This window comes from Mesorhizobium erdmanii USDA 3471 (assembly GCF_000472705.1).
In the GTDB taxonomy this organism is placed as follows: Bacteria; Pseudomonadota; Alphaproteobacteria; order Rhizobiales; family Rhizobiaceae; genus Mesorhizobium; species Mesorhizobium erdmanii.
The window spans coordinates 39,891-64,450 of the sequence record NZ_AXAE01000005.1; the positions used below are offsets into that span (position 1 = coordinate 39,891).

The 24,560-nt window shown below is 63.5% G+C and carries 22 protein-coding genes; 19 read left to right on the top strand and 3 right to left on the bottom strand.

What is annotated here, in order from left to right; all coding sequences use genetic code 11:
• Nucleotides 1-43: 43 nt before the first annotated feature.
• From A3AU_RS0100230 to A3AU_RS0100260, 7 genes are all read left to right on the top strand, one after another.
• Nucleotides 44-988 (top strand): sugar ABC transporter substrate-binding protein, encoded by a 945-nt coding sequence (locus tag A3AU_RS0100230; RefSeq protein WP_027050969.1) that lies wholly within the window; start codon nucleotides 44-46, stop codon nucleotides 986-988.
• A gap of 82 nt (nucleotides 989-1,070) precedes the next feature.
• On the top strand, nucleotides 1,071-2,051 hold the full coding sequence (locus tag A3AU_RS0100235; protein WP_032916689.1) for an ABC transporter permease: 981 nt from the start codon (nucleotides 1,071-1,073) through the stop codon (nucleotides 2,049-2,051).
• Nucleotides 2,048-2,830 carry an ATP-binding cassette domain-containing protein gene (locus tag A3AU_RS0100240; protein WP_027050971.1) on the top strand — a complete coding sequence of 261 codons (783 nt, stop codon included), beginning with the start codon at nucleotides 2,048-2,050 and terminating at the stop codon, nucleotides 2,828-2,830. The genes A3AU_RS0100235 and A3AU_RS0100240 overlap by 4 nt, the downstream gene beginning before the upstream one ends.
• 10 nt (nucleotides 2,831-2,840) lie before the next feature.
• A complete protein-coding gene (locus A3AU_RS0100245) occupies nucleotides 2,841-4,022 on the top strand; it encodes an aldose 1-epimerase family protein (protein WP_027050972.1) in 1,182 nt (393 codons plus the stop codon).
• Between the two features lie 76 nt (nucleotides 4,023-4,098).
• Entirely contained in the window at nucleotides 4,099-5,187 is a 1,089-nt protein-coding gene (locus A3AU_RS0100250; RefSeq protein WP_027050973.1) for a fatty acid desaturase family protein, read from the top strand.
• 14 nt (nucleotides 5,188-5,201) lie between these two features.
• Nucleotides 5,202-5,513: a MocE family 2Fe-2S type ferredoxin gene (locus A3AU_RS0100255; protein WP_027050974.1), complete on the top strand. Its 312-nt coding sequence runs from the start codon at nucleotides 5,202-5,204 to the stop codon at nucleotides 5,511-5,513.
• A gap of 34 nt (nucleotides 5,514-5,547) precedes the next feature.
• Nucleotides 5,548-6,351, top strand: coding sequence for a 3-methyl-2-oxobutanoate hydroxymethyltransferase (locus A3AU_RS0100260; RefSeq protein WP_027050975.1), 804 nt, complete (start codon nucleotides 5,548-5,550; stop codon nucleotides 6,349-6,351).
• Here A3AU_RS0100260 and A3AU_RS0100265 read toward each other — a convergent pair whose 3' ends face one another.
• Together A3AU_RS0100265 and A3AU_RS0100270 are read right to left on the bottom strand one after the other, a co-directional pair.
• Entirely contained in the window at nucleotides 6,352-7,860 is a 1,509-nt protein-coding gene (locus tag A3AU_RS0100265) for an HAL/PAL/TAL family ammonia-lyase (protein WP_027050976.1), read from the bottom strand.
• Nucleotides 7,857-8,858: an ornithine cyclodeaminase family protein gene (locus A3AU_RS0100270; protein WP_027050977.1), complete on the bottom strand. Its 1,002-nt coding sequence runs from the start codon at nucleotides 8,856-8,858 to the stop codon at nucleotides 7,857-7,859. The genes A3AU_RS0100265 and A3AU_RS0100270 overlap by 4 nt, the downstream gene beginning before the upstream one ends.
• Before the next feature lie 122 nt (nucleotides 8,859-8,980).
• Here A3AU_RS0100270 and A3AU_RS0100275 point away from each other — a divergent pair, with 122 nt between their 5' ends.
• The 12 genes from A3AU_RS0100275 (at nucleotide 8,981) to A3AU_RS0100330 (ending at nucleotide 23,431) form a co-directional block, all read left to right on the top strand.
• Nucleotides 8,981-10,414, top strand: a complete 1,434-nt coding sequence (locus A3AU_RS0100275; protein WP_027050978.1) for a DHA2 family efflux MFS transporter permease subunit — start codon at nucleotides 8,981-8,983, stop codon at nucleotides 10,412-10,414.
• A gap of 289 nt (nucleotides 10,415-10,703) precedes the next feature.
• On the top strand, nucleotides 10,704-11,690 hold the full coding sequence (locus tag A3AU_RS0100280) for an ABC transporter permease (protein ID WP_027050979.1): 987 nt from the start codon (nucleotides 10,704-10,706) through the stop codon (nucleotides 11,688-11,690).
• A gap of 88 nt (nucleotides 11,691-11,778) precedes the next feature.
• Nucleotides 11,779-12,804: a sugar ABC transporter substrate-binding protein gene (locus tag A3AU_RS0100285; RefSeq protein WP_027050980.1), complete on the top strand. Its 1,026-nt coding sequence runs from the start codon at nucleotides 11,779-11,781 to the stop codon at nucleotides 12,802-12,804.
• A 72-nt stretch (nucleotides 12,805-12,876) separates the two neighbouring features.
• Nucleotides 12,877-15,000, top strand: a complete 2,124-nt coding sequence (locus A3AU_RS0100290) for an ABC transporter permease (RefSeq protein ID WP_027050981.1) — start codon at nucleotides 12,877-12,879, stop codon at nucleotides 14,998-15,000.
• A complete protein-coding gene (locus tag A3AU_RS0100295; RefSeq protein ID WP_027050982.1) occupies nucleotides 14,997-16,052 on the top strand; it encodes an NHL repeat-containing protein in 1,056 nt (351 codons plus the stop codon). Before A3AU_RS0100290 ends, A3AU_RS0100295 begins: the two co-directional genes overlap by 4 nt.
• Nucleotides 16,052-17,548, top strand: a complete 1,497-nt coding sequence (locus tag A3AU_RS0100300; RefSeq protein ID WP_027050983.1) for a sugar ABC transporter ATP-binding protein — start codon at nucleotides 16,052-16,054, stop codon at nucleotides 17,546-17,548. Before A3AU_RS0100295 ends, A3AU_RS0100300 begins: the two co-directional genes overlap by 1 nt.
• 219 nt (nucleotides 17,549-17,767) lie before the next feature.
• The gene (locus A3AU_RS0100305; RefSeq protein WP_027050984.1) at nucleotides 17,768-18,175 is read left to right on the top strand and encodes a carboxymuconolactone decarboxylase family protein; all 408 of its coding nucleotides are present in this window, start codon (nucleotides 17,768-17,770) and stop codon (nucleotides 18,173-18,175) included.
• Between the two features lie 219 nt (nucleotides 18,176-18,394).
• A complete protein-coding gene (locus tag A3AU_RS0100310) occupies nucleotides 18,395-19,231 on the top strand; it encodes a metallophosphoesterase family protein (RefSeq protein WP_027050985.1) in 837 nt (278 codons plus the stop codon).
• On the top strand, nucleotides 19,228-20,385 hold the full coding sequence (locus tag A3AU_RS0100315; protein ID WP_027050986.1) for an ABC transporter ATP-binding protein: 1,158 nt from the start codon (nucleotides 19,228-19,230) through the stop codon (nucleotides 20,383-20,385). Before A3AU_RS0100310 ends, A3AU_RS0100315 begins: the two co-directional genes overlap by 4 nt.
• On the top strand, nucleotides 20,378-21,301 hold the full coding sequence (locus tag A3AU_RS0100320) for a carbohydrate ABC transporter permease (protein ID WP_027050987.1): 924 nt from the start codon (nucleotides 20,378-20,380) through the stop codon (nucleotides 21,299-21,301). Before A3AU_RS0100315 ends, A3AU_RS0100320 begins: the two co-directional genes overlap by 8 nt.
• A complete protein-coding gene (locus tag A3AU_RS0100325; protein ID WP_027050988.1) occupies nucleotides 21,298-22,128 on the top strand; it encodes a carbohydrate ABC transporter permease in 831 nt (276 codons plus the stop codon). The genes A3AU_RS0100320 and A3AU_RS0100325 overlap by 4 nt, the downstream gene beginning before the upstream one ends.
• A gap of 37 nt (nucleotides 22,129-22,165) precedes the next feature.
• On the top strand, nucleotides 22,166-23,431 hold the full coding sequence (locus tag A3AU_RS0100330) for an ABC transporter substrate-binding protein (protein ID WP_027050989.1): 1,266 nt from the start codon (nucleotides 22,166-22,168) through the stop codon (nucleotides 23,429-23,431).
• Nucleotides 23,432-23,782: 351 nt separating this feature from the next.
• Here A3AU_RS0100330 and A3AU_RS0100335 read toward each other — a convergent pair whose 3' ends face one another.
• Nucleotides 23,783-24,547, bottom strand: a complete 765-nt coding sequence (locus A3AU_RS0100335) for a hypothetical protein (protein WP_027050990.1) — start codon at nucleotides 24,545-24,547, stop codon at nucleotides 23,783-23,785.
• Nucleotides 24,548-24,560 lie beyond the last annotated feature (13 nt).

Below are 24,560 nucleotides of genomic sequence, written 5' to 3' on the forward strand. Positions count from 1 at the left end.
CTGCCGGTTCGCGGCGGCGCGGCTCCAAACAAGGGAGGAAAGAATGTTGAAATTCGCTTGGAAATTGGCGGCCGCCGCGACAGTGCTCGCCGGCGTCGCCCTCGTCACGACGGCGCAGGCGGCGGAAGGCCAGAAGACCTTTTATCTCCTGTCGCATGGCGGCCCCTCGGATGCGTTCTGGATCGACTGGAATGCCGGTGCGACCAAAGCCTGCGACCAGCTCAAGGTGACCTGCAAAATCTCCTTCAGCGGCGGCGACATGGCGGCGCAGAAAGAGGCCTTCAACTCGGCGCTCGCCGCCAAGCCCGACGGCATCGCCACCACCTCGGCGCAGCCGGGGCTTTGGACAGAGGAGGTGAAGGCGGCGAAAACCGCCGGCATCCCAATTGTGTTCTTCAACACCGACGATCCGGCGACCGGCCGCCAGGCCTATGTCGGCGCCGACCTCAAGGAAGCAGGCGCGATCTGGGCGAAGTACCTGGTCGACCACAAGATGGTGAAGCAGGGCGACAAGGTGTTCCTGCCGGTGGAAGTTCCCGGCGCCAGCTATCAGCAGCTGGAAACCGAAGGCATCGCCGGCGTTTTCGATCCGTTGGGCATCAAATATGACGTCGTCGATTGCGGCACCGATCCGGCTGGCATCATCGCCAAGATGACCGACTACATGGTGGCCAACAATCCGCCGGCGATCATCGCGCTCGGCGATTCCGTGGCGGCCAGCGTCAAGCGGGTGTTCGATGGCGCCGGCGTGCCGGCCGGCAAGATCCCGGTCGTCGGCTGGGGCAATTCCAAGGAGACGGCGCAGGCCGTCAAGGACGGCTTCGTCAACGCCGCCGCCTGGCAGTACCCGTCGGCGCAAGGCTTCATGCCGGTGGCGCTGCTCGGGCTCGCCGCCTCGGGCGAGCCGATCGGCTACGACATCCACACTTTCGGCCTCTACGACGCCTCCAGCGTCGACCCGATCCTGAAGCTCTACGACAAGAAGTGAGAAAAGCAGCGCCCGCTGCGAAAGCGGCGGGCGCCTTTCAAGCATGGTTCAAACAGTCATGACGATCGCCGCAGAAGACGAAATGCCTGTCGGGAAACGCAGATCGAGCCTGATACGCTCGCCGCAATTCTCCTCGCTCGTCATCCTCATTGTCCTGCTTGCGGTGTTCGCCATCGCCGACCGCAACTTCCTGTCGCCGCTCAACATCTCCAACATGATGGCGTTCCTGCCGGAGCTCGGCATCATCGCGCTCGGCATGACGCTGCTTTTGACGGCGGGCGAATTCGACCTGTCCGTCGGCGCCGTGTTCGGACTGGCGCCGGTGTTGGTGATGCTGCTGGTGCAGAACGGCAACTGGGATATCGGCGTCGCCCTTCTGGCCGGGCTTCTGCTCTGCATCGCGATCGGCGCGATCAACGGGCTGATCGTCACCAAGATCGGCATCTCGTCCTTCCTGGTGACGCTGTCGATGCTGCTCGTCGTGCGCGGCGCGGCGCTCTACATCACGCAAGGGTTTCCGCTGAAATCCTGGGACCAGCCCGGCTTCTTCGTCACGCTGCTCGCCGGCAGCTTCAATGTCGGTTCGTTCCGCTTCTACACGTCGCTGTGGTGGTTCATCGGCCTGTCGGTGTTTGCCATCTACATCCTGCGTTACGCCAAGCTCGGCAACTGGATCAGCGCCATCGGCTCCAATCGCAACGCGGCGGTGGCGCGCGGCGTGCCGGCCGACGCGGTCAAGATCTGGCTGTTCATCGCGACCTCGGTGCTGGCCGGCCTTGCCGGCATGATCAGCGCCTTTCGCATCTCCGCCGCCTCGCCGGTGGCCGGCACCGGCTATGAGCTGGAAGTGATCGCCATGGTGGTGGTCGGCGGCACCGCGCTGACCGGCGGCCGGGGTACCATCCTGGGCACCATCGTCGGCGCGCTGATGCTGCGCGCCATCCGCAACGGCATCGTGCTGATCGGCGTGCCGGGGCTGGCCTACAACATCTTCGTCGGCCTCATCATCCTCGCCATGCTCATCCTGCACGCTTTGCTGCAGAAGAACGCCGCAAGGAGCTGACGATGGACGTGCTTCGGCTGCAGAATTTGCAGAAATCCTTCGGCAGCGTGCGAGCGCTGAAGAATGCCTCGCTGACGCTCAGGGAAGGCGAAGTGGTGGCGCTGCTCGGTGACAATGGCGCCGGCAAATCGACGCTGATCAAGGCGATCTCGGGCGTGTTCCCCATCGACCGTGGCGAGATCTTCGTGCGCGGCGAGAAGGTCTCGATCCGCTCGACCCGCGACGCGATGGACCTCGGCATCGAGACCATCCACCAGGACACCTCGCTGGCGCCGGATCTCAGCATCGCGCGCAATCTTTTCCTCGGCCGCGAGCCGGTCAATTTCGGCTGGCTCGGCGTGTTCGCGCCGCTCGATCTCGCCAAGCTGCGCAAGGCCGCTTCCGAACTGCTCAAGCGCGTCGGCATCTCGAAGAAACTCGACGCCGATGCGCTGGTCTCGACGCTGTCGGGCGGCGAACGCCAGTCGATCGCCATTTCGCGCGCCATGCAGTTCGCCGCCAAGGTGATCATCCTCGATGAACCGACCAACAATCTCGGCGTCGAGGAAACCCATGGCGTGCTGCGCTTCGTCAAGGAGGTGCGCGATGCCGGCCATTCGGTGCTGCTCATCACGCACAACATCCACCACGTGTTCCAGGTCGCCGACCGCATCATCGTCATGCGGCGCGGCGAGATCGTCGCCGAACAGACGGTCGCCGACACCGACCTTCTGACCGTGGAAAGCATCATCACCGGCGCCGACATGTCGGCCTTGCTCAAGGAGGCGAGGGCAAAGTGAAGGGCGTCGCATGGTAGAGCTTTACGGCAAGACGCTGTCGCGACGGCAAGTGGCCGAGCGGTCCGGCATGCTGTCGCAATTCGCCGGCGTGCGGCTGATGACGCTTGGCGACGGCGTCGAGCGCGGCATCCGGATGCTGGAGTTCCGCACCGGCTCTGGGCTTCGCTTCACCGCGCTGGTCGATCGCGCGCTCGACATCGCCGATTGCGACTTCAAGGGCCAGGCGATCGGCTGGCATTCGCCGAGCGGTTTTCGTCATCCCGGCCTGCACGATCATGAGGGGGAGAGCGGGCTTGCCTGGGCACGTTCGTTCTCCGGCCTGCTCGTCACCTGCGGCCTCGACCATATTCTGGGCCGCGAAAACGTGCCGGCCGACAATTACAACTATCCCACCAAGAAGACCGTCACCCATTCGCTGCATGGCCGCGTCGGCACTATACCGGCGCGGCTGACCGGTTATGGCGAGCGCTGGGATGGCGACCGGTGCGTGTTGTGGGCCGAGGGCATCGTCCAGCAATCGGCGGTGTTTGGCGAGGATCTGCACCTCATCCGCCGCATCGAGGCCGATGTCGGCGGCAACGAGATCCGGTTGTCCGACCGCGTCGTCAATCACGGCTTCAACAGCACGCCGCATATGTATTTCTACCACGTCAATGTCAGCCACCCCTTGCTCGACCGCGGCTCTCGCTACCTGGCGCCGATCCGCGACGTGGTTTGGGCCGGCCATGCCGGCGCGCGCTATGAGGCGCAGAACGTCGGCTACCGCACCGTGCCGGAACCGCAAATGGCGTTCAGCGAACAGGTCTGGCAGCATGAGATGGGCGCCGGCGCAAAGGGCGAGGTGCCGATGGCGGTGGTCAACGACCGGCTCGGCCTCGGCTTCGAAGTGGTGACGCGCAAGGACCAGCTTCCCTGCACCTATCAATGGCAGAATTTCCAGGCCGGCCAGTATGCGCTGGGCATGGAGCCGTCGACGCATCATGTGCTCGGCGATCTCGCCGCGCGTGAGCGCGGCGAGATGATCTGGCTGGAGCATGGCGAAAGCCGCTCCTATGATGCGGTGTTCCGCGTGCTCGACGGTCAGGATGCTATTGCCGCTGCCGAAGGCAGGATCGCGGCCATCGCCCGCCAGCCCGAGCACGATTATCCGCAGCCCTCCGGCAACTTCCCGAAACTGGCAGGCAGGACATGAGCGCGACATCTATCCATGGCAACCCCTCCGGCCCGCGGACCGGATTGCCAGCGCTGCGCGAGGATCGGAGGCAGATATGACGACAGCAAGAAAGCGCGACTACAGCCTGGTCGGCGAAAGCACGCGGACCGCGATCGAGACCGGGCTGGCTTCGGCCGAATGGTACCACACCGACGTGCCGCGCAAGGCGATGAAGGAGCTGATGCAGCGCTCCGACGGGCCAGCGATCCGCGACACCGTCATCTGGCTCGCCGTCATCCTCGGCTCCGCCGCCGGCATCGTCTGGTTTTGGGGTTCGTGGTGGGTGGTGCCGTTCCTGTTCGTCTATGGCGTGCTCTACGGCTCATCGAGCGACTCGCGCTGGCACGAATGCGGCCACGGCACAGCTTTTCGCACGCGCTGGATGAACGATGTCGTCTACCACATCGCCTCCTTCATGCTGATGCGCAATCCCGTGCAATGGCGCTGGAGCCATGCGCGCCACCATACCGACACCATCATCGTCGGCCGCGACGCCGAGATCGCGGTCATGCGTCCGCCGGACCTGGTGAAGGCAGCGCTCGCCTTCACCGGTATTCTCGATTTCCGCTATTCGCTGCCGACTTTGGTTCGCCAGGCCTTCGGCACGCTGTCGGACGACGAGAAGAGCTACATTCCCGAGATGGAGCAGCACAAGGCCGTGGTCGTCGCCCGCTGGCATGTCGCCATCTATGTCGCGACGATCGCGCTTGCGATCGCGCTGCGGTCGTGGATACCGCTGGTGCTGATCGGCCTGCCGCGCCTCTACGGCACCTGGCACATGGTGGCGACCGGCCTGTTGCAGCATATCGGGTTGGCCGACAACGTCACCGATCACCGGCTCAACAGCCGCACCGTCTACATGAACCCGGTCAGCCGCTTCATCTACTGGAACATGAACTACCATGTCGAACACCACATGTTCCCGATGGTGCCGTATCACGCGTTGCCCAGGCTGCACGAACTGATCAAGCACGATCTGCCCGAGCCGAACCCGTCGATGTGGCATGCCTATCGCGAGGTCTGGCCGGTTCTGCTCAGGCAGCTGAAATACGAGGATTTTTATCTGAAGCGCGAACTGCCGCCGACGGCCAGGCCGTATCGCGGCGAATTCCACGCGGTCGATATGTCGGCGGCGGCTGAATAGCTGAGGAGACCGAGATGGCTGATTGGGTTGAAGCGTGCGCGGTGGACGATGTCGAGAAAGAAGATGTCATCCGCTTCGACCATGGCGGCCGGACCTTCGCCGTCTACCGGTCGCCCGATGACAAGTTCTTCGCCACCGGTGGCTATTGCACGCACGAGAAGGCGCATCTGGCCGACGGGCTGGTGATGGACGACATCATCGAATGCCCCAAGCACAATGGCCGCTTCAACTACAAGACAGGCCAGGCCAAGGGCGCACCGGTCTGCGTCAATCTCGCGACCTATCCGGTGAAGATCGAGGCCGGTAAGGTGATGATCCAGATCTGATCCAGTACCAGGCAAGCACAGAGGGGACGTTTGAATGAGCCGCAAGAGACCGACCGTCGCTGACCTGCGCGCGATGAAGGGCAAGCGCCAGCTGACCATGCTGCGCGTGCTCAACCTGGACGAGGCGGAGGCGGCCGAACGGGCAGGGGTCGACATCGTTTCGGTGCCGCCTGAACTGGTGCTCAACCCGCAGTACCGCGATGCCGCGCCCAGCCTGTTCACCATGCCGGGCGAAAACTTCTTCGAGATCGGCACAGCGGACGATTTCGTGCGCTGGGCGTTCCGGCTCTACAAGGCAAGCGCCGACGCGGTCTATTGCAGCGCAGGCTATGCCACGATCAAGCGGATGGCGGACGATGCCATTCCCGTCATCGGCCATGTCGGCCTCATCCCATCCCGCGCGACCTGGACCGGCGGCTTCAAGGCGGTCGGCAAGACCGCCGACACCGCCATCCAGATCTTCGAGGCGGTGAAGCAACTGGAGGCGGCCGGTGCCATCGGCGCCGAGATAGAAGTGGTGCCGGTCGAGGTGGCCAAGGCGATCTCGGAGCGCACCTCACTGATCATGCTGTCGATGGGGGCGGGCACCGGCTGCGACGCACAATATCTGTTCGCCGACGACATCCTCGGCCAGAACCGGGGCCACATGCCACGCCACTCCAAGGTCTACCGCAACTTCGCCGCCGAGTATGACCGGCTACAGGCAGAGCGGGTGGCGGCGTTCTCCGAATATGTCGCCGACGTCAACAGTGGCGCCTATCCCGAGGACAGGCACATCGTGCACATGGACCCCGCCGAGCTCGGCCTGTTCATCAACAGGGTCGACGCAAAGCGCTGATTAATCGGGTTCTTTGCCGATGGTCGCTGCGGCTTGCCACGTTCCATCGGCGAGCATGGCGTGGAGCACCTCGGCGTCGGACCCCAGCGGCCGGTCGTTTTTCAGCATCGAAACATGCGCTCGCACCGCCGCGTAGATCGCGCCCGTGCGTGGCGCCAGCGTCAACCCTTCACGCAGGTCGACGGCCTGGGCGGCGGCCATCAGCTCGAAGGCGATCAGCCGCCGCCACAGCGCGATCATCCCGGCGCATTTCGAAACGGCGAAAAGCGACTGGGTCGCGTGGTCCTCGACGCCTTCCGAGACTGGAAGGAAGTCGAGCATCACCGGATTGGCCTTGTGGCGGATGGCGGCGAGGATCGATGTCGCCGTCTTCTGCAGCGGCACGAAACCGGCCGAAGCGCCGCCGATGGGGGACAGATATTTGGTCAGGCCGTTGCGGCCCGAACCGGTGAGCTGGATGAAGCGGGCGACGCTGGCTGCGGCGCATTGCGCGATCGCCAGGCCGAGCGTCTCGAAGGCGAGCGAGAGCCCTGCGGTGTGGAAATTGCCGGTCGACATCACCACGCCATCATCGGCGAGCACCAGCGGGTTGTCGGCGGCGGCGTTGAGCTCGATCTCTACGGCTCGTTTTGCCTGGCCGATCGCCTCGATCAGCGCACCGTGGATCGACGGCATGCAGCGGATCGACAGCGGATCCTGGATAGTGGTCGGCGCCGGCACTTCGTCGCGGGCGAGAAGATCGTGCAGCGCCTTGGCTGCTTCCGCCTGCCCGGCGGCCGGCCGTGCCATCTGCAGGCGCGGATCGAGGATGGTGCGGTTGGCACCGAAACCTTCCATGGTCAGCGCGCCGGCCTGCTGCTGCTGGGCCAGTGCCGACAGGGCATCGGTTATCGCGAGGGCGCCGCTGCCGCAGGAGACGGCCGAGGCGTTGATCAGGGACAGCCCATCTTTCGGCGCCAGGCTGATGGGTGCAAGGCGGGCCATCATAAGCGCCTTGGCCGCCGGCATGCGCCGGCCCTGATAATCGGCCTCGCCTTCGCCGATCAGGAGGCGGGCAAGCGCCGTCATCAGCACGAGGTCGCCGGCGCCGATCGAGCCGAGCGACGGCATCACCGGATGGACACCGGCATTGAGGGCCTCGACCAAAGCGATGAACACGGCAGGCGACAGGCCGGAGCCGCCGGCCGAAAGCATCGAGGCACGGGCGAGCATGGTGGCCCGCACCGTTTCAACCGGCAGCGCTTGGCCGACCGCACTGCTGCGACCTTCCAGAAGCTGGCGCTGGAAGGCGCTGGCGTCACCCTCGACTGATGTGCCGAGATTGGCGCCGAGGCCGGTGTTCAGGCCGTAGATCTGCTGGCCCGCGGCGGCGGCCCGGTCGAGCACTTTTCGCGCCGTCTCCAGCCTGCCGATGATTTCGGGTCCGATCTCCACCTTGCGCGCCTGGCGGGCCACGGCGGCGACATCGCCGACACTGACGCCAGCTCCGGTGAGGATGAGCGCGCTCATGCGAAACGCAGCCTCTGGCCGATGCCTTTTTCCCTTGCCTTGGCGAGCATCGCCTTGCCCAGCGCGATGTCGGACAGCGAGAGGCCGCGATGCCAGAACAGGATGGTCTCGTCGTCGCTCTGACGTCCTGGCTTGAGGCCGGCGGCGATCTGGCCGAGCTCGGCATGGAGCGTCGTCTCGCTCAGCCGCCCGGTCTCGACATGGGCGCGCAGCGAGCCGAACTTGCCGCCCTTGCACTGGCCCCAGTCGTCGACGACCATCTTCTGCATGATGTCGGTCAGCGACAGCTCGACCGCGCTCATCGTGCCGTAGGGCACGACCAGGGCGCCGGGCTTGATCCATTCGGTCTTGAGCAGTGGTTGCGGCTCCGGCAGGCGCGAGGCCTCGACAACGATGTCGGCGCCTTCGACGCAGCTCTTCCAATCGGCCACGGCGGTGACCTTCTTGCCGAGGTCGGCGGACAGTTTGGCGGCAAAGCCGTCCCGGCTTTCCGGCCGGCGCGAATGGACGCGGATCTCGTCGAAGTCGAAGAGATGGTCGAGCAGCCGCACGTTCCAGTAGGCGGTGCCGCGCGCCCCGATATGGGCGAGTACCTTCGAGTTCCTGCGCGCCAGATGCCTGGCGCCGATGGCGGTGACGGCGCCGGTGCGCATGTCGGTGATGACGGTGGCATCGAGGATGGCGCGCGGCGTGCCGGTGCGCGGATCGAACAGGTTGAGAATACCGAATTCCGAGGGCAGGCCGTGCAGATAATTGTCGACATAGTCGCCGACGATCTTCACGCCCGCCGCGTCGAGCGGCGCCACGTAGCCGCGCAGCACGTTGAAATGGCCGTGGAAAGCGGGATCGGGCTCGAGATGGACGCGCGGCTCGATCACCGTCTGGCCCTTGCCCTGGGCGACAAGGCCAGCTTCGACGGCTGCAATGATCTCGCCATCGGTCATGGCGAGCGCTTCGATGTCGAGGGCATTGAGATAGTCGATATAGATGGGCTTCATCTTATGCGCGCACTTTCCTCGGTCACCCCGCCCATCCCCATAGCAGGCCGCGGCGCGACACGAAAGTTTGTTGCGCTGACTATGGACTGCGCCAGCCAAATGTTGTTCAAACCCGTACCGACATGACGGCCATTCCCGAGACTGAAACCTCACCCGAAACGGTCACCAATGCACGGCGCGTGGCGCTGATCGTTGCCATCGCCTTCTTCATGCAGCTGCTGGATTCGACGATCATCTCGACCTCGCTGCCGCAGATGGGCGCCTCCTTCGGCGTGCCGGCGGTGGCGATGAGCATCGGCATCACTGTCTACATGTTGACCATGGCGGTGTTCGTGCCGCTGTCGGGCTGGCTCGCCGACCGCTTCGGCGCGCGCAACGTCTTTCTCGTGGCAATCGCTTTGTTCACGCTGGCATCACTCGCCTGCGGCTTCTCCCAGAACTTGACCCAATTCGTCGCCGCACGTGCCGTGCAGGGGCTGGGCAGTGCGCTGATGACGCCGGTCGGCCGCATTCTCGTGCTGCGCAATGCGTCGAAATCCGAACTGCTCAACGCCACCGCGCTGATCACCTGGCCGGCGCTATTCGCGCCGGTCGTCGGGCCGGTGCTCGGCGGCTTCATCACCACCTATCTGTCCTGGCATTGGAATTTCTTCATCAACATCCCGCTTGGGCTGATCGGCCTGGCGCTGGTCGCACGCTTCATTCCAGGCGACCGCGAGGCCGACCCCAAGCCGCTCGACTGGCCGGGATTTTTCCTGACCTCGCTCGGGCTGGCCTGCCTGCTCTACGGCCTCGAGCGCATCGCGCATCCCGAGGATGGCGTGCTGCCGACCGTGCTGCTGATCACGGCGGGCGTCGTCATCGGCTGGCTGGCGGTGCGGCATCTCGGGCGCGTGGCCCATCCGCTGCTCGACCTCTCTTCTTTCAGGGTGCAGACTTTCGCCATCTCGACGCTTGCCACCGGCACCATATTCCGGGTGGCGATCAATGCGACGCCGTTCCTGCTGCCGCTCTTGTTCCAGGTTGGCTTCGGCCTCTCGCCCGTCGATGCCGGCTTGATGATCCTGGCCTATTTCCTCGGCAATCTCGGCATGAAGACGGTGACGACGCCGACGCTGCGGCGTTTCGGTTTTCGCACGGTGATGGTGGTCAACGGCATCATCGCCGCGGCGTCGACCGTGGCTTGCGGAGCGATCTCGCCGCAGACGCCGCAAGCCCTGGTGATGGCGCTGATGCTGATTGCCGGCCTGTCGCGCTCGATGCAGTTCACGGGGTTGAACACGCTGGCCTTCGCCGACATCGAGGCGGCGCAGCGCAGCTCGGCGGCGACGCTGTCGTCCATGCTGCAGCAGATTGCGATGCTGTTCGGCGTCGCCGTGGCGGCGGCGATCCTCAACCTGTCGCAGATCGCGAGAGCCCGGCCAGCGCTCGACCTCGTCGATTTTCGAATCGCCTTTTTCGTGATCAGCGCCATCGGGCTGGTCGCGGCGCTGCGTTTTCTGGTGCTGCCGCCCGCCGCCGGGGCAGAGGTTTCCGGCCATGCAGCGGGGAACTGAGATCGAGTTTTCGCGTCCGAGGCGGAGATAAATTCCGCTTCATCCTTTCGCCTTGATGCCGAACTTTCGCGAATGGCGGCGATGGCGCAATCAATTGCCAAAAGTGCAGGAGTTTCCGGGCATTGCGCCAGTTTTGGCAATCGATGCGTCCACTCCACGAATATCGGCACCAACGTCTGTTCTGAACGCGGATTCATTTGACGAACCGGCGCCGAGCCGCTTAGCTTTGCTTTCGGGATGCCAAAACTGCCATCGGGATGGCAGCGCTGCCATCGGGGCAAATGCAGACATGAATGCGATTGGCTGGCTAAACCTAAAGAGCCTGAATCAGGAAGGCATTGTCTTTGCCATCGCGGTGGTGCTGTTCGTTGCCGCCGCCATAGGCCTGCCGGGTTTCATCGACCCCAACAACCTCGTCGCCATCGTCAGATCCGTGTCGGTGCTGGGCATATTGGCGCTTGGCATGGCGGTCGTCATCATCGGCCGCGGCATCGATCTGTCGGCGGTAGCTATCATGGCGATGTCGGTTGCCTGGTATCTGCAACTGCTCAACACGGGGACTTCGGACGGATTGGCCTTCGCCTATGTGCTGGCAGGCGTGCTCGCCATCGGGCTGCTCAACGGCTTTCTCGTCGCCTATGCCGATGTGCCGGCGATCTTCGTGACGCTGGCCACCGGCTCCTTCGTCTTCGGCTATGTGCGCTCGCAATTGATCACGCAGGATGCCGTGCCGGTGCCGCAGGGCCATTGGGTCGAACTGCTCGGCGGCCTGCGCTTCCTCGATATCCCGATCGAGGTGTTCGTTTTCGCCGGCCTGGCCTTCCTGTTCTTCCTGTTCCTGCGCTACACCAAATGGGGCCGCTATATCTATTTCGCCGGCGACAATCCGGTCGCCGCCCGCAACATCGGCATTCCGGTACGGCCGATGCTGGTGCTGCGTTATGTGCTCTCGGCTTTCGTGGCGCTGATCGCAGGTCTTTTGACGGCGGCCAGCCTGCACTCGATCAACACCCGTGTCGTCAACTCGACGCTGCTCTACGACATCGTCCTGGTGGCGGTGATCGGCGGCATCGGCCTGTCCGGCGGCAGGGGCGGGGTGCGCAACGTGCTGGTTGGCGCCGCGCTGATCGGCATCCTGCTCAACGCCATGACCATCATCGACATTCCGCTGCTCTACCAGAACCTGATCAAGGCGGCGATCCTGTTAGGGGCCATCATCGTCGACGGCATCATCAATCCGCGCGACGAACAGACCGCGCAACAGGGCGACATTTAGAGCAGATGGGCTAGCCCATCTTGCTCGGGGGTACCCGGCGCGATCGCGATGATCGGCCGGCAATGAAAACCGAACCAGAGGACGTGACATGAGACTGATCAAGACACTTATGGCCGCCGCTACGGCGCTCGCCATCACCGCCTTCGTGGCGCCGACCTTCGCCGCCGACGATCCGGGGCCGGCCGCCTATGCACAGGCGCTCAAGGGCAAGCGCGTCATGCTGGTGCCGCTGGCCATGGGCTTCGACCTGGCGCAGGGCTGGGCGCACTATCTGAAGAAGGAAGTCGAGGCCTGGGGCGGCACCTTCGAGACGCGCGATCCGAACTGGGTGGTCGATGCCGGCGCGCAGGCGATCACCGACGCGATCTCGTCGGACACCAGGCCCGACGTGCTGATCATCCACGCGCCGGACCTCAACTCCTATTCGAAGCTGATGAAGAAGGCGCAGGCCGCCGGAACCTATGTGATCCTGGTCGACAACCCCGCCAACTTCCCGGCAGATGCCTTTGTCGGCAGCGACTGGGACCGGCTCGGCCAGCTTGAGGCCGAGGCCGCCATCAAGGGCTGTGGCGAGAACTCGTCGAAGAAGATCGGCCTGGTGCAGGGCGACCAGGCGAATTCGTCCAGCCTCTACCAGTATGCCGGCATCATGAAGGTGCTGGACAAGCATCCCGACTTCAAGGTCGTCGCCAAGCCCGACTCCAACTGGGACGCGACGACCTCGCGCAACGTGACGACGACGATGCTGCAGCAGAATCCGGACATCTGCTCGATCATCGATTTCTGGGATGGTGATGCCACCGGCGCCTCCGCCGCGATCCGCGACGCCAAGCTCGACGGCAAGGTGTTTCTGGTCACCACCGGCGGCGGCGAGAAGGCGGCCGACTGCGACAAGCTTAACGATGGCACCTACGGCGCTGTCGTGATGACCGATCTCGCCCGCCAATCGGGCGACATGAACGCCATCATCAAGTTCCTGCTGCAGAGCGGCCAGCCGGCCGGCACCTCGCACACCTACATCTACACGCTGGAGAAGGCGACGACCAAGGCCGACCTCAAGCCCGACAGCTGCTGGGATTTGAAGGCGCTGCAGGCCGAGGCGGCGGCGAAGTAAGCCACGCCGTCGAAATTCCACGAGGTGGCCGGATCAGTTCGGCCACCTCTTTCTCTTGAGCAATGGCAGCCGATGTCCTTTCGCGAACGCCTCCAGTCCTGGCGCTACAATCTCGTGCCCGACCATCTGGTCGGTGAAATCCTGACCAAACGCTGGACCGACAACGCCATTCCGTTCCTGGCGCTGGTGGTGACGTTGGCGACCTTCGGTTCGATCATTCCGGGCTTCTTCAAGCTGAACGCGCTGCAGGAATCGACCCGCCAGCTTGGCGAGTTCTCCATGGTCGTGACCGGCATGACGGTGGTCATGCTGGGCGGCGGCATCGACCTCTCAGTGGGCTCGATCTTCGCGCTGTCGTGCTTCTCGGCCGTCTATGTCTTCTTCATCCTCGAACAGTCGATCTGGCTGGCGCTGGCCGCCTCGCTCGCCACTGGCCTCGTCTTCGGCGCCATAAACGGCTACCTCGTCGGCTACCTCAGGCTGCGTGCCTTCCTCACCACGCTGGTCACCTTCATTTTCGGCCGGGCGCTGTTCGACATCCTGGTCACCACCTATGCCGCCGACGTGCAGCTTTCCCAGGCCACGTCCGATGTGCTCGACTTCATCGGCGACAGTACCTTCTGGGGGCTCTCGGTCTCGGTGTGGCTGGCGATTATCCTCGCCATCGTCACCCATATCGCGCTGACGCGATCGCGGCCGGGATGGCATGTTCTGGCGGTCGGCGGCTCCCGGCGCTCGGCCCACAATGCCGGCATCCGCGTACGCCGCACCGTGTTCATGACCTATGTCTTCTCCGGCTTCTGCGCCTCGATCGGCGGCTTCCTCATTGCCTGCCGGTTGAGCGGGGCCGGGCCGGGCACCGGCCTGAACCTGGAAATCATGGCGCTGACGGCGGCGGTGGTCGGCGGCGTCAGCCTCGGCGGTGGCCGCGGCTCGGTGATCAAGGGCCTGATGGGCGCCATCATCGTCTTGACCATGACCAACGGGCTGATCCGGCTGGGCTATGGCACCGGCACCAACCAGATGGTGCTGGGCATCATGCTGGCCGTGGCGGTGACGATCGACATCCGCTGGCTGAAGAACCGCCACAAGGTGCTCAACGAAGTCTATGTCGCGCCGGTCTATCTCAAGATGGGCGAGACACAGTCGGCGGTGCCGGGTTCCGGCACGCCTTACGAACTCGACAATCGATTGTCAGAGGCGGACCATATCGGGCTTGGCGAACTGGAAGGACCGGAAGACGTCATTCTCGATCGCGACGACAATCTCTATTGCGGCACTCGCCATGGCGAGATCGTCCGCTTTTTCGCGCCGGACTATGTCAGGTCGGAAGTGTTTGCCCATATCGGCGGTTTTCCGCTTGGGCTCGCCTTCGACAAGACAGGCAATCTGATCAGCTGCGTCGGCGCCATGGGCCTCTATTCCGTCTCGCCGCAGCGCGAGGTGAAACGGCTTTCGGCCGAGACGTCGCGCTCATGGACCTCGATCGTCGACGATGCGCGGCTGCGTGATCCCAACGACTGCGACATCGCGCCTGACGGCCGCATTTATTTCACCGACTCGACCAAGCGTTACGACGCTCATGACTGGGCGCTGGATTCCATCGAGAACCGCGCCACCGGCCGACTGCTGGTCTACGACCCGAAGGACGGTTCGACGAAGACGCTGCTCGACGGCTACCGCTACACCAATGGTGTCTGCATGGCGCATGACGGCAAGTCGCTGTTCTTCGCCGAAAGCTGGGCCTGCCGCGTGCATCGCTACTGGCTGGAAGGGCCGAAGGCCGGCACCGCCGAATGCGTCATCCGCGACATGCCGGGCTATCCTGACAACATAAACCGGGCGTCGGACGGCAATTACTGGATGGCGTGGCTGGGCATGCGCACGCCAAGTTTCGATCTGTCGCTGCGCCACCCCGACATGCGCAAGCGCATGACGCGCCGCCTGCCGCAAGACGAGTGGCTGTTCCCCAACATCAACACCGGCGGCGTGGTGAAATTCAACGAGAAGGGCGGCATCGTCGAGGCTATGGGCGATCTCTCCGGCGGCGCGCACCCGATGGTCACCTCGATGCGCGAGCACAAGGGTTTTCTGTTCGTCGGCGGCATCCTCAACAACCGCATCGGCCGTTACAGGATTTCTGGCGCCGACCCGAACTGGACGAGCCCGGCTTCCTACTGGGGAGCGACCCCATGATCCTCGATCCGATCCTGGACATGTTTCGCGGCAAGGCCGTCACCATCCCGCCGCTCGACGGTGCCTTCCGGCCCAACACGCGGCTGGATGAGGCACCAGCTTTCGCAGAGTTGAGCGAGCCGGACAATCTGCTAGTCCGCGATGGCCGGCTGCTTGCCGCCAGTGGCAACGCCATTTATTCGATCGCCGCCGGAGCCGAGCCCAAGGTGGTCGAGACCTTTGCCTCGCCCATCACGGCGCAGGCGCTGTCGCCGTCGGGTGAATTGACGGTCGGACTTGAAAGCGGCAAGCTGCTGGTTGCCGGCAAGGAGGTTTCGCTACCGGCTGGTGTCAGCTGCATCACCGCGCTTGCCTATGCCGGGGACGGCACGCTGTGGCTGGCCAACGGCTCGGCCGAGCATGCGCCGTCGCAATGGGCCGTCGATCTGATGAAGAAGGGCGCATCCGGTTCGCTTTGGAGACGGGACGCGACGGGCGGCGAGTTCCGTAAGGTGGCCGGCGACATTGCCTTTCCCTATGGGCTCCATCCTCTCGGCGGGGACGTACTGGTCAGCGAGAGCTGGCGTCATCAGCTCGTCCGTTTCGACGGTGTGACAGGCAATCGGACCACAGTGCTGACGCACCTGCCCGGCTATCCGGCGCGGCTTTCGCCGTCTGGCGATGGCGGGGCATGGTTGAGCCTGTTCGCGCCGCGCAACCGACTGATCGAATTCGTGTTGCAGGAAACGCACTACCGCCAGGACATGATCGACCAGGTGCCGCCGGCTTACTGGATCGCGCCGGCGCTGGCTTCCAGCCGCAGCTTCCTCGAACCGCTGCAATGTGGCGCTATCCGCACCATGGGCATTCACAAGCCGTGGTCGCCGAGCCGCTCCTACGGGCTGGTGGTCAGGCTGGACCAGAATCTGCAGCCGCAATTCAGCCTGCACAGCCGCGCTAACGGCACACGCCACGGCATCTGCAGCGTGGCCGAGAACGAAGGTCGCCTGTTCATCGCCTCCAGGGGCGGCGACTGCGTGCTCGCCATCGACATCGCTTCGGGAGGTTTCTGATGGAGCCGATCGTTCGCCTGGAAAATGTCACGAAGACCTATCGTGGCGTGCCCGCGGTCAAGAACGTCACCTTTGAACTGCGCAAGGGCGAAATCCACGCGCTGCTCGGCGAGAACGGCGCCGGGAAATCGACGCTGACCAAGATCATCGCCGGCGTTGTCGATGCGACTTCGGGCAAGATGTTCCACAAGGGACAGGAGATCGCTTACGCTTCGCCGCATGCCGCATTGGAAGCCGGAATTGCCATGGTGTTCCAGGAGACCAGCCTGGTGCCGTCGATGACCGTGGCGCAGAACCTTTATCTCGGTACTGAAAAATTCCTCAACCGTCTGCGCGGCACGTATATTTCAGCACAGCAATTCCTGCAGTCGCTGAATTTCCCGGTCGATCCGAACGCCATGGTGGCGACGCTGGGTGCGGCCAAGCGGCAGATGGTCGAGATCGCGCGCGCGGTGCACCACAATGCCGAGATCATCATCTTCGATGAACCGACGGCGACGTTGACGCCGGAAGAAAAGCGCCACTTCTTCGCGCTGATCCGGAGGCTGAAGGCGATCGGCGTCTCCATCGTCTTCATCAGCCATGCGTTGGAAGAGGCGCTTGCCATCGCCGACCGCATCACCATCCTGCGCGACGGTGAACTGGTCATTACCGATGACACGTCGGCCTTCGACCGAGACAGAATTGTCGCCGCCATGGTCGGGCGCACGCTGTCGGGCCAGATCTACGGCCAGCGCGACGAGGCGAAACTGCGCAAGGCGGGCAAGAAGGTGCTGTCTGTGCAGGACATTTCGATGAGCAATGTCGTGCGCAATAATTCGTTCTCGATCTTCGAGGGCCAGATCACCGGCGTGTTCGGGCTGATCGGCTCGGGCCGCACCGAAACGTTCAAGATCGTGTCGGGCATCTACAAGCGCGACTTTTTGCGCGGCGGGGCGATCGAACTGGACGACAAACCGGTTCGCTATCTCGTGCCGAGCGAAGCGGTGGCCGACGGGATCGTCTATGTCACCGAGGACCGCAAGAGCGAAGGCATCTTCGAGACGATGGGTATTGCCGAAAACCTGTTCGGCGGGCTGTTGGCGGCCGGCCGCGAAAAGGCCTGGGTGATCAACCAGCAGGAGATGCGGCAGCTCTCGGCCGAATGGACGAAGACGCTCAACATCAAGGCGATCAACGACAATGCCCGCGTGGTCGAGCTCTCCGGCGGCAACCAGCAGAAGGTGGTGATCGGCAAGGGGCTGGTGCAGCAGCCACGCATCGTCATCTTCGACGAGCCGACGCGCGGCGTCGATGTCGGCGCCATCGCCGAAATCCACCAGATCATCAACCGACTCGCCGATGAAGGTCTCGCCGTCGTCGTCATTTCGTCCTACCTGCCGGAGATCATGAACCTGTCGGACCGGATTCTGGTGTGTCGCCAGGGCCGCATCGTCGAGGAGTTTTCGCCGGCGGAGGCCACGGAGGAGAAGATCATGTACGCGGCGGTGCATTAGATTCAGGTGAGGCCGGCCTGCAAACGACGGCTTCCTGCGCTCCGGTGCTCACGTACTGTAAGTACGCTCCGCTCCGGTTCTCGGAACCCGCCGTTTTCGACTCGGCCTGACCTGAATCTCCACGCCGGCGCTGGAAAAGTGAATCGGGCGAGTGGATTGGCCGCGATTGCTCAAGACCTGATTCAATTCACAGGAAGATCGAAACGGAAGGACCACACCATGGCCACGACCAAACTCCTCAGCGATGCCGAGGTCGAAAAAATCCCGGCGGCGAAGGCGGTGTTCGACGACATCAGGGCGACGCGCAAATCCGACTTCGTCAACAATTTCTGGCGCGGGCTGGCCAATGATCCAGTGTCGCTGAAACGGGTGTGGGAACAGCTCAAGGCGGTGATGGTGGCCGACAGCGCCATCGATCCGCTGACCAAGGAAATGATCTACATCGCCGTCTCGACCGCCAATGGCTGTTCCTACTGCGTCCATTCGCACACGGCGGCGGCGCGCGCCAAGGGCATGACTGACGCGCAGCATGGCGAGCTGGTCTCGATCATCGGGCTGGCCGGCCAGACCAATCATCTGGTGACGGCGATGCAGATCCCGGTCGATCCGCAGTTCGAGGTGAAGTGAGCTGTCCTTCTGCCTGACGTCACAGGATTATAGTAAGTATCTGAAATGTTTTAGATTTCTACGCTGCGTCGGGCGTCTATGACGTTCTTTGGCGGGCCTGTATCCGCAATTGCATGGGTTTATCCCCGCCGCTGTTAAGGAAGTGACATGGAACGGCACTAAGGAAGCCCGCATGCGATGCCGCTCGCCTGGGGGCCCGGCTCGCATGGTGGAGCCGGCATGAAAATCGTTCAGATCACAGATACCCACTTCAGCCCGACCAAGCCGCACTTCAACGGCAATTGGCAGCCGCTCGCCGCCTGGATCGAACAGAGCGGCGCCGACCTTGTCATTCACACCGGTGATCTCAGCGTCGACGGCGCCGACAAGGATGACGACATCGCCTTCTGCATGGATCTGATGCGCGAAATCTCCAAGCCGATGCTGCTGGTGCCCGGCAATCACGATGTCGGCCATCTGCCGGGTTCGCTGCAGCCGGTCAATGCCGGCCGTCTCGAGCGCTGGCGCCGGCTGGTCGGTCCCGATTACTGGATGGAGGACACTGGCACCTGGCGCCTCATCGGGCTCGACAGCCTGCTGATGGGTTTCGATGACGCCGAGGAGCACACCCAGTTCGAATGGCTGCAAGCGGCGCTGGAAGGCCGCGGCGCCCGGCGCGTCGCGCTCTTTGCCCACAAGCCGCTCTTCATCGACGAGCCCGGCGAGGGCGACACGGGATATTGGAGCGTCAGGCCGGCGCAGCGGCAGCGTCTTTATGAACTGATCGGCGCCCACGACGTCGCGCTGTTTGCCAGCGGCCACCTGCACCGAGCCTGGCAAGGCCATTACGAAGACACGTCGCTGGTATGGGGTCCGTCGGCGGCCTTCGTGGTCGGCGACATGGAGCGCGAGATGCCGGGCGAGCGCCTGCTTGGCGCCGTCATCCATGAATTCGGCGACGCGGTTGCAAGCGAGATTGTCGCCATACCCGGCATGACCGTCCATGTCCTCGATGACGTAGTCGAGGACGTCTACCCGCACGAGGCACACAAGGTGCGCAGGAAGGTTGCGTCATGAGCGCACTGTCACTGCGGGACCTGAACAAGTCCTTTGGCGGCAATGTTGTCCTGAACGGCATCAGCCTCGATGTCGAGCAGGACGAATTCATTGCACTCGTCGGCCCTTCCGGCTGCGGCAAGAGCACCTTGCTGCGCGTCCTGGCGGGGCTCGACCATGCCGACAGCGGTGACATCTTCGTCGGCGGCAGGGACATGTCGCCGGTTGCCGCGGCTGACCGCAACATCGCCATGGTCTTCCAGTCCTACGCACTCTACCCGCATTTGACGGCCGGCCAGAACATTGCCGTGCCGCTTGCCATGAAACGGCTGAGCCACTCGCAGCGGCTGCCGCTGGTTGGTTCCCTGCTGCCCGGCCAGAGGGAAATCCGCACCGGCATAGCGCGCGACGTTCGCGAGATGGCGGCGTTGCTCAAGATCGACCATCTGCTCGACCGCAAGCCGGGGCAGATGTCGGGCGGCCAGCGGCAGCGCGTGGCGCTGGCGCGCGCCATGGTGCGGCAGCCCTCGATCTTCCTGATGGACGAGCCGCTCTCCAATCTCGATGCCAATCTGCGCGTCCATGCGCGCGGCGAGATCGTCGAGCTGCATCGGCGCGCGGGCGTGCCGACGCTCTATGTGACGCACGACCAGGCCGAGGCGCTTTCGATGGCCGATCGCGTGGCGGTGATGATCGGCGGCAATCTGCTGCAGCTCGCCCCGCCCGATGTGATCTACAACGATCCCGCCCATATCGAGGTCGCGCGCTTCGTCGGCCAGCCGCGGATCAACATCCTCCAGGCGCAGGCCGAAAACGGTCGTGTCGGGTTCGAGGGCATCCGCCTGGCCTTGCTGGAGAAGGTGGCAAGCGGCCCCGTCAGCCTCGGCATCCGGCCTGAATTCGTCAAACTGTCCCCCAGCGGGCGTAGCGGCCTTGCCGGTCGGATCGAGCGCCTCGAATTCCTCGGCTCGGAAGTCATCGCCCATTGCCGGCTCGACGCCTCTGGCGAGATCGTCATTGCCAAGCTGGCGCCGCACGAGGCGAGGGACCTGATCGCCGGAATGCCGGTGGGCGTGCTTCTGCCCGCCGAACAGGCGATGATCTTCGCGCCGGAGGGACGGCGGCTGCGCATCGCGGATGTGGCGGGCGCACGGCAGGAGCCGGCCTATGTCTAGCGTCTCGCTGGCGGGCAATATCCCGAGCGCCGCGACACTTCAGGCGCGTAGCGAAGACCGGACCGCCTGGCTGCTGGCGGCGCCGGCCGTCGTGCTGTTGCTGCTGTTCGTGTTGTTGCCGGTGGCGGCCGTCATCTTTCTCGGCTTCACCGATTTCGAACTCGGCTACGGCAAGTTTCGCTTCGTCGGGTTCGAGAATTACGCGCATCTCATTTCCGACCGCACCTTCCGCCGCTCGTTGTGGAACACGTCGGTCTATACGGCGATCGTCGCGCCGGTCTCGATCGTTCTTGGCCTGGGCGTTGCCCTGCTCATCGAAGGCGAGGGGCGGGCGCGCGGCTTTTTTCGCACCGTCTATTTCCTGCCCGTCGCCTCGCTGATCGTCGCCATGGCGACGGTCTGGCAATACATCTTCCACCCGACGATCGGGCCGCTCAATGCGCTGCTTTCGCTCGTTGGCATTCCCGGCCCGAACTGGCTCGGCGCTTCGAATACCGTGCTTTACAGCCTTTCGATCATCGGCATCTGGCAGTCGGTCGGCTTCAACATGGTGCTGTTCCTGGCCGGCCTGACGGCGATACCCCGCGAGCTCTATGCCGCCGCTCATGTCGACGGCGCGAAATCGGCGCTCGACCGGTTTTTCCTAGTCACCTGGCCGATGCTCGGGCCGACGACGCTGTTCGTCGTCACCATCAGCATCACCAACGCGGTGAAGGTCTTCGAGACGGTGAAGATGCTGACCGACGGCGGCCCCAACAAGGCCTCCGAAGTGCTGCTTTTCACGATCTACCAGGAGGGCTTCGTCTATCTGCGCGTCGGCTACGCCTCGGCGATGACGGTCGTCTTCCTGGCGATCCTGGTGGTGCTGATGCTGCTGCAATACCGCGTTCTCGACCGGCGGGTGCACTACACATGACGAGCATCCCGGCCGGCCGCATCATCCGCTTCGCGCTGCTTTCGCTTGGAGCGCTGATGATCCTTGCGCCCTACATCTTTATGATCTCGACGGCGGGCAAGACGCAGAGCGACATCTTCACCTCTTCGCTGGCGCTCATCCCGCAACATTTCTATTTCGCCGAGAATTTCGCCAAGGCGCTCGCCAAGGTGCCGATGGCGACGCTGCTGTGGAACGGCGTCGTCGTCTGCGGCCTGATCTTCTTCTTCCAGGTCGTGGTCGCGATCCCTTGCGCCTATGCGATGGCCAAGCTGAAGTTCCGCGCGGCGCGGTTGATTATGGTGCTGGTCATGCTCGGCCTGCTGGTGCCGATCCATGCCACCGCGCTGCCGCTTTATGTCGCCTTCGACCGGATGTCGCTCTTGAACAGCTACACCTCGCTGGTGGCGCCGTTCACCATATCGGTGTTCGCGATCTTCATGTTCCTGCAGTTCTTCCGCGCCATGCCCGACGACCTTCTGCACGCCGCGCGGCTCGACGGCATGTCCGAGCTCGGCATCATCGCCCGCGTCATCGTGCCCAATGCGTGGCCGGCGGTCACCGCCTTCGCGATCTTTTCCGTCGTCGCGCATTGGAACGACCTCTACTGGCCGCTCATCGTCGTCAGCAAGCAGGCCTACGCCACGCCGCCGCTCGGCCTGATGTATTTCCGCGCCGCCGAGGCCGGTGACGACTACGGCGCGCTGATGGCAGCCACGCTGATAATCACCCTTCCTCTCGTCGCCGCTTTCCTGCTCGCGCAGAAGCGCTTCGTCGAGGGCATCACCATGACCGGTCTCAAAGGCTGACCGGTCAAGACCGACTGGCCAACAAGGAGCACGAACGATGAAGCATTTTTCCAGGATCTTTGCCGCGGCGGCGGTGTCGCTGGCGGCGGCCCTTCCGGCCCATGCCGAAACGACGCTGACGGTGCACTACCCGATGCCAGGCTTCTTCAAGAACGTGATGGACACGATCTCGAAGAAGTTCATGGAGGAAAACCCCGACATCAAGATCCAGTTCGCCAGCCCGTCGGCGACCTACGAGGAAGGCATCCAGACCATTCTTCGCCAGGCCGGCACCGACGAAATGCCTGACATCACCTTCATCGGCCTCAACCGCCTGCGCATGCTCAACGAGCGCAACGTTGCCGTCGATCTCGGCCCGCTGGTCAAGAAGGACGGCAATATGGCGGAGCTCGGCTTCTCCGACACGATCCTGAAGCTGGCGCAGGTCAACGGCAAGCAGGTCGGCCTCGCCTTCGCCACCTCCAACCCGATCATGTACTACAACGCCGACCTGGTGAAGGCGGCCGGCGGCGATCCGGACAATCCGCCCAAGACCTGGGACGAGGTGATCGCGCTCGGCGGCAAGATCAAGGCTCTCGGCAACGGCGTCGACGGCATCGACTTCCGCTGGCAGGGCGACGACTGGATGTTCTCGGCGCTGCTGTTCGGCGCCGGCGGCAAGATGCTGAACGAGGACGAAAGCAAGGTCGCCTTCAGCGGGCCGGAAGGCGAGAAGGCGGCGGAGATACTGGAGAGGATGGTCAAGGAGGGCGGCATGCCGGTCTTCACCAAGCCGGCGGGCGAGCAGGCTTTCGCGGCCGGCAAGGTTGGCTTCGAATTCCAGACCACCGGTGCTCTCGTCAACACCATCAAGAATGTCGGCGACAAGTTCACGCTGCGCACCGCCAAGATCCCGCTGATCGATCCGGTCAACGGCCATCTGCCGACCGGCGGCAATGCGGTGGTCATCCTGACCAAGGACGCCGCCAAGCAGGAAGCTGCCTGGAAGTTCGCGAAATTCGCCGCTGGCCCCTATGGCGCTTCGGTCGTCGTGCCGGGCACGGGCTATGTTCCCAACAACGAGCTGGCGGCGAAATCACCGAACCATCTCGGCGATTTCTATAAGAAGAACCCGCTGTTCCAGGCAGGGCTCAGCCAGATGCCGTTGATGGTTCCGTGGTATGCCTTCCCGGGCACCAACGGGGTCAAGGTGACGCAGACGATCGTCGACAATCTCTCGCGCATCGTCGACCAGTCGGCGACGCCGAAGGAAGCGCTCACGGATGCGGCAAGCGACGTCGAAGGCATGCTGCCGACGCAGTGAGGGTTGTGATGGCTTCTTCCTTCCCCCACAAGGGGAGAAGGAAGAAAGTCGGCATTAGGTAGCAAGCTCAAGGTCAACCCGAACCATGGTTGAGGTTCACTCTCGACTATGATATAAAATGCACAACGACGCTCCCGGAGTGGACCCGGAAAGCGCCGTTGCTCTTACCCCTTATGGAAGGGGGCAGTATGACCGCCAGCCTAAGCGGGACGGGTAGTCAACAAGAGGAGGTGGAACGGGACTACCAGCCCGGACCAGACCAGATACGAAAGCATCTGGGATACCTCCTTCCCGGCAACTACAGCGCCGGGTCTGCCGTGGGTAACGGAACGGTTGAAGTTCAGGGGCACCCTATGCATCCCTTGAACCCATATTTGGCAGCGAGGGCTCAATCTCGCCGTCGGTGATCTGCGAAGCGCTTTCCGATTGTTCGGGGAGCGCTTCATTCTTTAAGGGGAGATAGATCTTCCCCTCGCGTCGAACCCGCCCCTTCATGACGACCTTCGACAGATTGTTGTGGACGGAGCCGGCGGACAAGCCGCGCTCACGCATCACTTTCACTATTTCTCCAGCTTCTAAGCCGTCGCTCTCACCGATCACCCGGACTAGCATATCGGCGATGGTTCCTTCTCCGCTCCCATGGTAGTCTTCCCGTACTCCCGTTTGCACGAGCTCTATAAACGCCTCGTACTGATGGGGGAGGAATAGCCTCCCATGATGTTTTTTTATCTCTCCTGCCTTAGCCAGCTTAGCGGTGGCGTTATAAAGCCCGTTTGGGTTATTGGTTGCCTTCTCGCCCATTTGGCCCTGCCGAAGAACCTCAAGCACCTCGCCAGGGGTTGCCCCGTCCGGGTAATTGACGAGCGCCTTTAAAACTTCACTTGTCCATGTGCCACTATCCGCAGGTGATGGCCCCTTCTTCCCCCCAGCACCTTGCGTAGATAGGCGCGCGGTCGATATCGCCGGTATCCACTGTTCCTTGCCAATTGCGCGCAGATAGTCGAGCAGCTTAGCATAGCTAAGCTTCCTCGCCTCAAGCTCCTGCTCGGCCAACTCAATGGCCGCGCCTTCCTGGAAAACACTCTCCGCAGAGATGGTGATGATGGAATCAGACATGGTTAATCGCCGC